The sequence below is a fragment of the Pseudomonas sp. P5_A2_2 genome (genome assembly GCF_054177685.1).
Map to the genome: position 1 here is coordinate 1 of NZ_JBGCUL010000068.1, position 11,893 is coordinate 11,893.

General features: G+C 59.9%; 13 protein-coding genes and 2 tRNA genes. 7 read left to right on the plus strand and 8 right to left on the minus strand.

The genetic code is table 11. From position 1 onward, the window contains the following. Window positions 1–76 (plus strand) — tRNA-Lys (locus tag ACXRVY_RS08125). 95 nt (window positions 77–171) lie between these two features. Then, window positions 172–248, plus strand: a tRNA-Pro gene (locus tag ACXRVY_RS08130). Between the two features lie 186 nt (window positions 249–434). On the opposite strand, the gene ACXRVY_RS08135 is transcribed toward ACXRVY_RS08130, so the two are convergent. The 3 genes from ACXRVY_RS08135 to ACXRVY_RS08145 all read right to left on the minus strand — a co-directional run bounded on the left by ACXRVY_RS08135 (window position 435) and on the right by ACXRVY_RS08145 (window position 2,698). Beyond that, window positions 435–1,733: an NAD(P)/FAD-dependent oxidoreductase gene (locus ACXRVY_RS08135; protein ID WP_458237225.1), complete on the minus strand. Its 1,299-nt coding sequence runs from the start codon at window positions 1,731–1,733 to the stop codon at window positions 435–437. A 60-nt stretch (window positions 1,734–1,793) separates the two neighbouring features. After that, window positions 1,794–1,967: a DUF3094 domain-containing protein gene (locus ACXRVY_RS08140; protein ID WP_007970531.1), complete on the minus strand. Its 174-nt coding sequence runs from the start codon at window positions 1,965–1,967 to the stop codon at window positions 1,794–1,796. Window positions 1,968–2,071: 104 nt separating this feature from the next. Further along, the gene (locus ACXRVY_RS08145; protein WP_007970534.1) at window positions 2,072–2,698 is read right to left on the minus strand and encodes a DUF1780 domain-containing protein; all 627 of its coding nucleotides are present in this window, start codon (window positions 2,696–2,698) and stop codon (window positions 2,072–2,074) included. Window positions 2,699–2,917: 219 nt separating this feature from the next. On the opposite strand from ACXRVY_RS08145, the gene ACXRVY_RS08150 reads away from it, so the two are divergent. The 3 genes from ACXRVY_RS08150 to ACXRVY_RS08160 are packed head-to-tail and all read left to right on the plus strand — an operon-like array spanning window position 2,918 to window position 6,770. Next, entirely contained in the window at window positions 2,918–4,261 is a 1,344-nt protein-coding gene (locus ACXRVY_RS08150) for an aromatic acid/H+ symport family MFS transporter (protein WP_223463678.1), read from the plus strand. A 3-nt stretch (window positions 4,262–4,264) separates the two neighbouring features. After that, a complete protein-coding gene (locus ACXRVY_RS08155) occupies window positions 4,265–5,485 on the plus strand; it encodes a benzoate/H(+) symporter BenE family transporter (RefSeq protein WP_458237226.1) in 1,221 nt (406 codons plus the stop codon). 16 nt (window positions 5,486–5,501) lie between these two features. Continuing rightward, entirely contained in the window at window positions 5,502–6,770 is a 1,269-nt protein-coding gene (locus ACXRVY_RS08160; protein ID WP_223463676.1) for an OprD family porin, read from the plus strand. An 8-nt stretch (window positions 6,771–6,778) separates the two neighbouring features. On the opposite strand, the gene ACXRVY_RS08165 is transcribed toward ACXRVY_RS08160, so the two are convergent. Then, window positions 6,779–7,021: a DUF2790 domain-containing protein gene (locus tag ACXRVY_RS08165; RefSeq protein WP_223463675.1), complete on the minus strand. Its 243-nt coding sequence runs from the start codon at window positions 7,019–7,021 to the stop codon at window positions 6,779–6,781. Window positions 7,022–7,142: 121 nt separating this feature from the next. Here ACXRVY_RS08165 and ACXRVY_RS08170 point away from each other — a divergent pair, with 121 nt between their 5' ends. Both ACXRVY_RS08170 and ACXRVY_RS08175 read left to right on the plus strand, forming a co-directional pair. Next, window positions 7,143–8,075, plus strand: a complete 933-nt coding sequence (locus ACXRVY_RS08170; protein ID WP_223463674.1) for a LysR family transcriptional regulator — start codon at window positions 7,143–7,145, stop codon at window positions 8,073–8,075. A gap of 71 nt (window positions 8,076–8,146) precedes the next feature. Further along, window positions 8,147–8,836 carry an energy-coupling factor ABC transporter permease gene (locus ACXRVY_RS08175; protein ID WP_223463686.1) on the plus strand — a complete coding sequence of 230 codons (690 nt, stop codon included), beginning with the start codon at window positions 8,147–8,149 and terminating at the stop codon, window positions 8,834–8,836. 34 nt (window positions 8,837–8,870) lie between these two features. Here ACXRVY_RS08175 and yacG read toward each other — a convergent pair whose 3' ends face one another. From yacG to ACXRVY_RS08195, 4 genes are read right to left on the minus strand one after another with little or no spacing between them, the layout of a single operon-like run. Continuing rightward, window positions 8,871–9,071 (minus strand): DNA gyrase inhibitor YacG, encoded by a 201-nt coding sequence (gene yacG, locus ACXRVY_RS08180; RefSeq protein WP_218432541.1) that lies wholly within the window; start codon window positions 9,069–9,071, stop codon window positions 8,871–8,873. Then, entirely contained in the window at window positions 9,068–9,691 is a 624-nt protein-coding gene (gene coaE / locus ACXRVY_RS08185; RefSeq protein ID WP_223463673.1) for a dephospho-CoA kinase, read from the minus strand. Before coaE ends, yacG begins: the two co-directional genes overlap by 4 nt. Further along, window positions 9,688–10,560, minus strand: coding sequence for a prepilin peptidase (locus ACXRVY_RS08190; protein WP_223463672.1), 873 nt, complete (start codon window positions 10,558–10,560; stop codon window positions 9,688–9,690). Before ACXRVY_RS08190 ends, coaE begins: the two co-directional genes overlap by 4 nt. A 1-nt stretch (window position 10,561) precedes the next feature. Further along, window positions 10,562–11,779, minus strand: a complete 1,218-nt coding sequence (locus ACXRVY_RS08195) for a type II secretion system F family protein (RefSeq protein WP_223463671.1) — start codon at window positions 11,777–11,779, stop codon at window positions 10,562–10,564. Window positions 11,780–11,893 lie beyond the last annotated feature (114 nt).

Genomic DNA, 11,893 nt, shown 5'->3' on the forward strand with positions numbered 1-11,893 from the left:
GGGTCGTTAGCTCAGTTGGTAGAGCAGTTGGCTTTTAACCAATTGGTCGTAGGTTCGAATCCCACACGACCCACCATTTTTGAAACCAGGTAACACTGGAATCGAATCTCAAGATCAGACGCCAAAAGCTCTGTTCGCAGAAGGCGCCTCTTAAAGGTGCCTTTTTTTTACCGGGGTATAGCGCAGTCCGGTAGCGCGCCTGCTTTGGGAGCAGGATGTCAGGAGTTCGAATCCCCTTACCCCGACCATATTAAAAATCCTCGTATCGAAAGATACGGGGATTTTTTTTGTCTGCGAAAATCTTGGACGTGTCGCAAAACCCTGTGGGAGCGAGCTTGCTCGCGATGACGGTGTATCAGGCGACATTGATATCGACTGAAAGGACGCCATCGTCGGAACGCCGCCCGGAGCAAGCTCGCTCCCACAGTTTTATATCAGTGCAGCTTCAGCCGTGGCTCAGTCCCGCGCCCGATCTTGCTGCCCAGCATCAGCATCGCCGTGCGGAACGGCCCGTACAGCGCCATCTGGTGCATGCGGTACAGCGACACGTAGAACATCCGCGCCAGCCAGCCTTCGAGCATCACGCTGCCGGTGAGGTTGCCCATCAAGTTACCCACAGCCGAAAAACGCGACAGCGAGATCAGCGAGCCGTAGTCGGTGTACTTGTACTCCGGCAGTGCCTTGCCTTCGATGCGCAGTTTCAGCGATTTGGCCAGCAACGAAGCCTGTTGGTGCGCGGCCTGCGCCCGTGGCGGTACATTGCGATCGGTGCCCGGCYGCGGGCAGGCCGCGCAGTCGCCGAAGGCGAAGATGTTCTCGTCGCGGGTGGTTTGCAGGGTCGGCAGCACTTGCAGCTGGTTGATGCGATTGGTTTCCAGACCGTCGATGTCCTTGAGGAAACCCGGCGCCCGAATCCCGGCGGCCCAGACCTTGAGGCTGGCATTGATCACTTTGCCGTCGGCGGTGATCAGGCTATCGGCGGTCACTTCACTGACGGCCGCATTGGTCATGACGTTGACCCCGAGTTTCTCCAGGGTTTTATGCACAGGGCCGCCGATCCGTTCCGGCAGCGCCGGCAGCACCCGTGGTCCGGCTTCGATCAGGGTGATGTGCATGTTTTCCGGTTTGATCCGGTCCAGACCATAGGCCGCCAATTCATGGGCGGCGTTGTGCAGTTCAGCGGCCAGTTCGACCCCGGTGGCACCGGCGCCGACGATGGCCACGCTGATTTGCTCGACTTTGTCGGTCTGACCGGCGTGGGCGCGCAAGTAGTGATTGAGCAGTTGCTGGTGGAAACGCTCGGCCTGTTTACGAGTGTCGAGGAACAGGCAGTGTTGCGCCGCGCCCTGGGTGCCGAAATCGTTGGTGGTGCTGCCGACGGAGATCACCAGCGAGTCGTAAGGCACTTCACGGGCCGGCACCAGCTCCACACCGGCTTCGTCATAGGTGGCGGCCAGCTGGATTTTCTTCTGCGCACGATCGAGCCCGCTCATGCGCCCCAGCTGGAACTCGAAGTGGTTCCATTTGGCCTGGGCGACATAGTTGAGTTCATCTTCGGAAGAGTTCAGGGAACCGGCCGCCACTTCGTGCAACAACGGTTTCCAGATGTGGGTCAGGTTCGCGTCGACCAGCATCACGCTGGCTATGCCGCGCTTGCCCAGAGTCTTACCCAGACGGGTAGCCAACTCCAGACCGCCGGCGCCGCCGCCGACAATGACAATACGATGGGACATGGGGATAACTCGCAAGGCTAAAGGAAATCGGTACGGTTACCCAAGCGAGCGCAAGGCGGCTCATAGCGTCAGGTAACTGATAAGTCGGCTCAACAAGCCCAGACCAATGGTCACTGCCAAGACCAGTACAAGGAGCATCCACGGCCGGAAAGGCCGGCGCTCGACTTGGTGCTGGGACAACTGCAGGTACTCTTCGACATGCTTTTGGTCGTCGGGGTTMAGGCGGCTGGTCATATCGGGCCTCGTCAGGGGTAGACGTTGCTGAATGTGTGGAAGCTACAGGGAAATTATTCAGCTGTGAACGAAGCTTAGCTGCTGACCGGGGAAAGGCTCGAGGCTCACAGGCTGATCCCGACGTCGAACACAATGCTGCGTCCCAGGTTGCTGCGCAGGAAATCCGGCGCATCCGGGTGAGCGAACAGCACGCGGGCGAAGGTCGGCCCGACCAGCGACAGCGAACGCCAGCCCTGGCGCAGGTATTCGGTCGGTGGCGGGAAATGGCTGTTGAGGTCCAGCACTTCGCGTTTGAGGCTGGCGAAGGCAATGATGTCCAACTCACCCAGATCCATGCCGCGCTCTTTGTAGTTGTGCGCTTTTTTGCGCAAGGTCGGCGCCAATCGCAGCAAGAACTCGTTGGCGGGGATACGTCGTGGCTTGGCCTCGCGGCGCACCAGTTGGCTCAGGGAAAACGCGCTGCGCCGGCGTTGCAGTTCGTCGCGCCATTCATCGTTGAGGCGCCGGCCCTCGTCGAGCACGAAGAACACCTCGAAACTGGCATCGCGAAACAACACATCCGGCGGCTCCCCTGCGGGGGCGAACTCATCGGCGCGATAGGGAATGTTCAAGCCTTGCAGCAGGCGCTGGCACACCCAACGCTCACGCTCCCATTTGCGGGCGTTGGACAGGAACGCGTTGGCTTGCTCGGCCGCGATGGTCAGCAGGCGTAAATAATCTGAGTCATCCATAGGCCCAAGCTTAGCGTTCAAATGTGATCGCAAAGAAGACAATTTGTCGCAGAGGCTCGATACCTCCCGTTCCCATGCCCGTTTCAGGGCTCTGCACAAAACGGATAGTGATCTGCGCGCACTGGCTATTGCCACATATCGGGCGCCTCTACCCTCGGCTGTACGGACGTAAGCCGTGATACCGACGCTCTAAAAAAACAACAACAAGAGATATATGCCATGCGCAAGATCGACGTACATGAGGTTATCGACAACGCTCGTTTCAACCGCTTTCACTGGATGGTGCTGTTCTGGTGTGCCCTGATCATCATCTTCGACGGTTACGATCTGGTGATCTACGGCGTGGTCTTGCCGATGCTGATGAAAGAGTGGGGGCTCAGTCCTTTGCAAGCGGGTGCACTGGGCAGCTATGCACTGTTCGGCATGATGTTTGGCGCGCTGTTCTTCGGTCCGCTGTCGGACAGAATCGGCCGCAAGAAGGCCATCACGATCTGCGTGATGCTTTTCAGTGGCTTCACCGTGCTCAATGGTTTCGCCCGCAACCCCACCGAGTTCGGCCTCTGTCGCTTCATTGCCGGGCTCGGCATTGGCGGCGTGATGCCTAACGTCGTGGCGCTGATGAACGAGTACGCGCCGAAAAAAATCCGCAGCACGCTGGTCGCGATCATGTTCAGCGGTTACTCGGTGGGCGGCATGCTGTCCGCCGGGCTGGGCATTGTGCTGATCCCGATTTTTGGATGGCAGTCGGTGTTTTACGTGGCGGTCCTGCCGTTGCTGTTGTTGCCGCTGATCATGTATTTCCTGCCCGAATCGGTGGGCTTCATGTTGCGTCAGGGGCGCAATGAAGAGGCGCGCAATATTCTCCAGCGGATTGATCCGGCCTACGTCTCGCAAGCGTCCGATCAATTGCACATGACCGAAGTGAAAGGCACGGGCACTCCGGTGTTGCAGTTGTTCCGTGAAGGCCGTGCGCTACGCACGCTGATGCTGTGGCTGGCGTTTTTCTGCTGTCTGTTGATGGTGTACGCGCTGAGTTCCTGGCTGCCGAAACTGATGGCCAACGCCGGTTACAGCCTGGGTTCGAGCCTGTCGTTCCTGCTGGTGCTGAACTTCGGGGCGATCTTCGGCGCGGTTGGTGGCGGGGTGCTGGGCGACAAACTCAATCTGCCGAAAGTGCTGTCGGTGTTTTTCGCCATGGCGGCGGTGTCGATCACTCTGTTGGGCTTCAACAGCCCGATGCCGGTGTTGTACCTGCTGATCGCCATTGCGGGTGCCACCACCATTGGCTCGCAGATTCTCTTGTACGCCTGCGCTGCGCAGTTTTATTCAATGACGATTCGTTCTACCGGCCTGGGCTGGGCGTCGGGCATCGGGCGCAACGGGGCCATCGTCGGTCCGCTGCTGGGTGGTGCCTTGCTCGGGATCAGCTTGCCCCTGCAACTGAACTTCATGGCGTTTGCTTTGCCCGGTGCGGTGGCGGCCCTGGCCATGACCGTGTTCGCCATCAGCAGCCGACGCAGCGCTGCCGGCCTCAACCCAGCGTTGTCAGCGACCGGTGCCTGAATCATGAAAGCGTTTTTCCAGGACTTCTCGTTGTCAGCCGCCGTGGCTGGATTCATCGCCACGGTGATTTCCTATGCGGGCCCGTTGGTGATCATCTTTCAGGCGGCCGAAGCGGCGCATCTTTCGCGGGAAGTGTTGTCGTCCTGGATCTGGGCGATCTCCATTGGCAGCGCCGTGCTCGGTATCGGTTTGAGCCTGCGCTACCGCGTTCCGGTGATCATCGCCTGGTCGGCGCCTGGCTCGGCATTGCTGGTGACGCTGTTGCCGGACATCTCCCTGGCAGAGGCGGTGGGGGCTTATCTGGTCAGCAGCCTGATCATTTTCGTGGTTGGCATCTCGGGGGCTTTCGACCGGATCATCAGCAAGCTGCCCGCCGCCATCGCGGCGGCGATGCTGGCGGGGATCCTGTTCAGTTTCGGCACCGGGTTGTTCGTGTCGATGCAGCACAAGCCGTTGCTGGTCCTTGCAATGTTTGCCTGCTACCTGATCTGCAAGCGTGTGATGCCGCGTTATGCGGTGATGATGGTGCTGCTGGTGGGCTGTTCGATTGCCGCGTTCAMCGGTGATTTGCATTGTGAAGCGCTGGTGATCGGTCTGGCCACGCCGATGTGGATCACGCCCGAGTTCAGCCTGGGCGCGATCCTGAACATCGCCTTGCCGCTGGTGATGGTGGCGCTGACCGGTCAGTTCGTGCCCGGCATGGCGGTGCTGCGCGCCAGCGGATATCCAACGCCGGCGAGCCCGATCATCGCCAGTAGCGCGCTGGGCACGGCATTGCTGGCGCCGTTTGGTTGCCATGGACTGAATCTGGCGGCGATCACCGCGGCGATCTGCACCGGTCGCGAAGCCCACGAAGATCCTCGCAAGCGCTACGTGGCCGGGGTCGTCGGCGGCCTTTGCTACCTGCTGTTGGGGATCTTTGGCGCCACGCTGGTCTCGCTGTTTTCAGCGTTCCCCAAAGAGTTGATCGCGGCGCTGGCCGGGCTGGCCCTGTTTGCCGCCATTGCCGGTGCGTTGACGGGAGCGATGGCGGTGCCGAGCGATCGTGAAGCCGCGCTGGTGACCTTTCTGGTCACGGCTTCTGGCATGTCGTTGTTCGGTTTGTCCGCGGCGTTCTGGGGGCTGATTTTCGGCATGGTCACCCATGTGCTGTTGAGCGCCCGTCGTTCCGTTCCCCGTCGCAAATCCACTGCAACTGAAGTCCTTCAACCAGTCGATCAATAACAATAAGAGAAAAACGATGAAACAGATTCTCCCAACAACCGGTTCAGCGTTGTCCCTGGCTGTCGTCTCGAGTTTTTCCACGGGCACGATGGCGGCTGAAACCGGCTTTGTCGAAGACGCCACCGCGACGTTGCAAGCGCGCAATTACTACTTCAGCCGCGACTATTCCGACATCGTCGGTGCCAATCAGCAATCGAAGGCTGAAGAGTGGGCCCAGGGTTTCATTCTCAATGTGAAGTCAGGTTACACCCAAGGCACCGTCGGCTTTGGTGTGGATGTCATCGGCTTGCTCGGCCTCAAGCTCGACAGCGCCCCGGACCGGGTCAATACCGGTTTGCTGCCGGTGCAGGGCGACGGCCGCGCGGCGAACGATTACAGCCGTCTGGAAGGCGCGTTGAAGATGCGTTACTCAAAGACCGAGCTGAAAGTCGGTGAGTTGCAACCCAATTTGCCGGTGCTGGTGTTCAGCGATATTCGTTTGCTGCCGCCGAGTTATCAGGGCGTAAGCATCACCTCCAACGAGATCAATGGCCTGACCCTGCAGGGCGGTCACTTGAGTTCGACCAGCCTGCGCAACGAGGCCGGCGACGAAAAGATGCAAGCCATGCTCGGTCATGTGCCGCAGCGCCAGGTCAGCAGTGACGGTTTCAACTTTGCCGGCGCCGATTATGCCTTCAACGACAAACGCAGCTCGGTCAGTGCCTGGTACGGGCAACTGGAAGACATCTATAACCAGCGCTTTCTGGGCCTCAAGCACAGCGAACCGGTGGGCGACTGGATCCTCGGCGCCAATCTCGGTTACTTCGATTCCCGCGAGGATGGCAAAAAGCTGTTGGGCAATATCGACAACCAGGCGTTCTTCTCGTTGCTGTCGGCCAAGCGTGGCGGTCATACGTTTTACGTCGGCTATCAGGGCATGTTCGGTGACAGTGCGTTCCCACGGGTGTTTGCCAACATCTCGCCGCTGGGCAACGAAGTGCCGACCTACGAGTTCGCCTTCACCGATGAACGTTCCTGGCAGGCGCGCTACGACTACGACTTCGCGGCGCTCGGCGTACCGGGGCTGACCAGTACCGTGCGCTACATCAGCGGCAACAATGTCGATACCGGAAAGGGTTTCGAAGGCAAGGATCGCGAGCGTGACCTGGACATCGGCTATGTGTTGCAGAGCGGCAGCCTCAAAGGTTTGGGCATTCGCGTGCGCAATGCGATGGCGCGCTCAAACTACCGCAGTGATATCGACGAGAACCGCTTGATCCTCAGCTACACGTGGACCGTGCTATGAGCCATTGATCACAGGTTGCTGGTGCAATCACCCATGACGTTGTAGGTCACGCGGTGGGTCTGGCCCTGATGATCGACATACACCATGGTCGCCGGTACAACCCCGCACGCGGTCGCGGTGTCCGACACAGAAACCACCTTGGCGATGTCCAGTGGCTGCGCCGGRTTGTACAGGACTGCGAGGGGCTCGTTGTCAGCGGCCATGGCTGAGGTGGCGATGACGGTCAGCAACAGGCTGATCAACGTTTTCATGTTGGCGTGCTCCGTGTCGGTTCTGATGTCTGAATTTTAGTCTTTGCCACCGACGGATAAAGGGGCGAACGGCGGATGCAGCCTTACATAAAACGTAACAGTCATCGCCCGAGGGGGGCTTATGGATGTGCTTAACAACTTGCGCGTGTTCATCCGGGTGGTGGACTGCGCCAGTTTCACCGGGGCTGCCGATGCGCTGGATCTGTCGACCGCGCAGGTATCCCGATTGGTGGCGGATCTGGAGGAACATGTACAGGCGCGTCTGCTGCAACGCACCACGCGGCGCTTGAGCCTGACCGACGCCGGCGAGCGCTTCCTGCTGCGCAGCCGGCAAATCGTCGAAGCCATGGATGAGGCGACGGCCGAGGCCCGTGGCGCTCATATCAAGCCGGCCGGACGCCTGCGGGTGCACAGCATGAACGGCCTGGGTGTGCTGCTCACGCCGTTGATCGCCCGCTACAGCGAGCTTTATCCCGATGTGGTGTTCGAGCTGACCTTGTCGCAGCGCAATCCCGAGCCCCTGGAGGAGGGGCACGATGTGGTGATTTCGATCGCTCCGGAACTTGCCGACTCGCAAATGGTTGCGCAGGCCGTCGGGCAGATCTACAGCGTGCCCTGTGCCTCCCCGGCTTACTTGCACCGCCGGGGCGTGCCGCAGCAGCCGCTGGCGCTGAGCGATCATCAATGTCTGCGCATGCTCGACCCCTTGTACGGCGATCAATGGCTTTTCCAGGATGAGCACGGCGAGCACACCGTCAGCCCGGCCAAGACATTTCAGTGCAATGTTGCCGAGTCGATGGTCAAGGCTTCGGAGGCGGGTATGGGCATCAGCCTGCTGCCGTTCTACACCGCGACGCGGCCCTTGAGCGACGGCACTTTGCTGCGCGTGTTACCTGCATGGCGCCTGCGCGAACGCAATGTGTATGCGCTGTATCCTTCGCGACGCTTTCTCGATGCCAAGGTCCGCACCTGGGTGGACTTTCTCAAGTCCGAGCTACCGAAGCTGTTCGCCGAACATGACGCGGTGATGAACGATCCGCGGCATTGGGCTTGAAGTCGAAGGGCAGGCGAGCGGCGGTGTAGACTGAGTGTCTGTTGTTCTTCGCCTGGGAGACGCGCGTAGCCATGATCGGTGCAGAGTTGCTGTCATCGCAAACCCTTGCGGTCGGCTGGCTGATCTATGTGCCGGTGTTGATCTGGGCGATCTGTCGCGCGCCGTGGGTTGAGCTGTTCACCGACAGCCGTCGTCAGCATCTGCTGTTTGGAACGGTGTTTGCGCTGTTTCTGTTGTGGTTGGTGCGGCGGGACTTCGATACCGGCGTGTCTTATCACTTTATTGGCATGACGGCGGTGACCCTGCTGCTGGACTGGCCGCTGGCGCTGGTTGGCGGCCTGGTGGCGCAAACGGGGCTGGTGTTGCTCGGTCGACAGGACCTGGTGGCGGTCGGAGTCAATGGCGCGCTGTTGATTGCGCTGCCGGTGCTGGTCACCGAGTGCTGCGCCATTCTGGTGGAGCGCGCGCAGCCGCGAAATCCCTTCGTGTATATCTTCGTTTCCGGATTCTTTGCCGCCGCGCTGTCGGCGTTGCTATGCCTGCTGCTGGCGCTTTGGTTGTTATGGTTCGACGAGCGTTTTGCCATGCCGTACTGGCTGGAGGATTTTGTCGGATATCTGTGGCTGATCATTTTTCCCGAAGCGTTTATCAACGGCATGATCGTCAGTGCGCTGGTGGTGTTTTGTCCGGAATGGCTGGAGACGTTCAACCGCACCCGTTACCTCTCGGCACCCTGGAAAGACGACGATCCCAAGCCTTGATGCGGATCAAAGCCTGAAATCGCCGCGGTCGGAATCAATGACGCGGGTCGAAGTCGCCGCTGAACATCTCGTCCTCGGCATCGGGAGGCACTGGAATCTTGTGCTCTTCGGACGCCCAGGCGCCCAGGTCGATCAGTTTGCAGCGGTCGGAGCAGAATGGCCGGAATTTGCTCTCGGCGGTCCATTCCACGGGGGCGCCACAGGTTGGGCATTCGACAGTTGTTGGTTGGCTCATGACTGGCCTCCACGCAAAGAAAGATAAAAGTGATGCAGGCGTTCGACCTCGCTGTGCAGCCAGGCAAGGTCGCGGTCATTGACCACGACGTCGTCGGCATGGCTCACGCGATCCTGGCGGCTGGACTGGGCCTTGAGGATCGCCTGGACTTGCTGTTCGCTGGTCTGGTCACGTTGCAGGGTGCGTTCGATCTGCAATTGTTCGGGGGCATCGATCACCAGCACCCGTTGGGTCATGGCGTATTGCCCGGACTCGATCAGCAGTGGCGAAACCAGAATCGCATAAGGCGATTTTGCCAGCGCCAGGTGGTGAGCGATCTCCTCGCCGATCAGCGGATGCAGGAGGGCCTCCAGCCAGCGGCGTTCTTCAGGCACTTCGAAGATCAGTTTGCGTAGCGCGGCGCGGTCCAGTTGCCCGTCGGCCTGCAACACGCGGGGGCCGAAGTGCTCGGCGATTTGTGCCAATGCCGGACGGCCGGGTTCCACTACCCAGCGAGCGGCATGATCGGCGTCGACCACATGCACGCCCAGATCGATGAAGTGTTGGGCGGCCGCGCTTTTTCCGCTGCCGATGCCGCCGGTCAGGCCGAGAATCCAGGGTTTTTCCACAGGGCTATTCATTTCAAACCGACAGACTGCCAATAGAGGTCGGTTATTTGACCACCCCAGAGCAACGCAATCCAGCCGGCAATGGCCAGATAGGGACCGAAAGGGATTGGCGTCGAGGTTTTTGCATGGCGCCAGCGCAGCAGCATCAGCCCGATAATGGCACCCACCAGCGAGGACAGCAGGATGGTCAGCGGCAAAATCTGCCAGCCACCCCAAGCGCCCAGCATCGCCAGCAGCTTGAAATCTCCGTAGCCCATGCCGTCCTTGCCCGTGATCAGCTTGAACAGCCAGAACACCGACCACAGCAGGCTGTAACCGGCRATCGCTCCCCAAAGCGCCTCGTGCAACGACACGAACAGGCCGAAACTGTTGACGATCAACCCCAGCCATATCAACGGCAGCACCAGTACGTCCGGCAATATCTGATGTTCGGCGTCGATCAGGCTCATCGCCAGTAAACCCCAGCTCAGGATCAGCATCAGGCCGGCCGGCCAACCGAAGCCGAAGTGCCAGGCAACAAACGCCGACAACAGCCCGCAGGCCAGTTCGGTCAACGGATAGCGCGGGCTGATTGCTGCCGCACAGGCTGAACAGCGGCCGCGCAAAAACACATAACTGAGCAGCGGGATGTTTTCCCAGGCGCGGATTCGGTGACCGCAGTGCGGGCACTGGGAGTGGGGCAGCAACAGGTTGTAGGTCGGTAGTGGCGTTTCGCCAGGCAGCCCGAGAATGTCATGGGCCTGCTCACGCCAGTCGCGTTCGAGCATTTTCGGCAGGCGCCAGATCACGACATTGAGGAAGCTGCCGACCAGCAGGCCAATGAGGCCTGCGAGAAGGACAAAGGCCAGCGCAGAGTGAATCAGAATTTCATTCAAGGGCATGTCAGATCGCTGAGCCAAGTTGGAAGATGGGCAGGTACATGGCAACTACCAGTCCACCGACGATAACACCCAGCACCACCATGATGAACGGCTCCATCAGGCTGGTGAGGTTATCGACCATGTTATCGACGTTGTCTTCGTAGAACCCCGCGACTTTGTCGAGCATGGCGTCCAGGGTGCCAGACTCTTCGCCGATGGCAGTCATTTGTATCGCCATGTTCGGAAAGACGCCGCAGGTACGCATGGCGAAATGCAATTGCATGCCGGTCGAGATGTCCTGCCGGATGCGCAATACCGCGCGCTTGAACACGACATTGCCGGTCGCGCCGGCCACTGATTCCAGGGCCTCCACCAGCGGCACGCCGGCAGCGAAAGTGGTCGACAGTGTACGGGCGAACCGGGCCACGGCGGACTTGTGCATCAGGGTGCCCACCAGCGGCAGTTTCAGCAGCCAGGTGTCCATCCGGTCACGCAATGCCTTGGATGTCCTGAGGGCGTGGCGCACGCCGAAGGCCATGGTGATCAGCGCGCCAAGGACCACCCACCACCAGGCCTGCATGAATTGCGACAGGCCAATGACCATCACGGTGAAGGCCGGCAGTTCGGCGCCAAAGCCTTTGAACACGGATTCGAACTGCGGCACGACATTGACCAGCAGAATCCCGGTGACAATCGCCGCGACGAACACCACCACCAGCGGGTAGGTCATGGCTTTCCTGATCCTGGCCTTGAGGCTTTCGCTTTTTTCCTTGTAGGTCGCGACCCGCTCCAAAAGGGTGTCGAGGGCACCGGCCTGCTCGCCGGCATCCACCAGGTTGCAATACAGCTCATCGAAATACCGGGGCTTCTTGCGCAGGGCGGCGGCGAAGCTGCTGCCTGCCGCAACTTCCTGTTTCAGTTCATCCACCAGCTTGCGCATGGCCGGATTGTCGAAGCCTTCGCCGATGATGTCGAACGACTGCAGCAACGGCACGCCGGCCTTCATCATCGTTGCCATTTGCCGGGTGAACAGGGCAATGTCATGGGCCTTGATGCGCTTGCCCATGTTGAAAACCGAAGGGTTTTTTTTGCGGACCTTACCCGGACTGATGCCTTGCTTGCGCAGTTTCGCCTTGATCAGCGCCGGGTTTTGAGCGCTGAGCTCGCCGGTCACTTTTGTGCCTTTGCGGTCGATGCCTTCCCATGCATACACGCTGATTTTCGCTGCCTTGACCGCCATGTTCAGTCCTGGGTAATCCGGTTGAGTTGCTCTTATAGCCTAGTCAAACGACGGAGCCAAACCAGCAAGGGTGAGGTGACAAAAAACGTCAGATAGTGCTGATACTGGTAATAC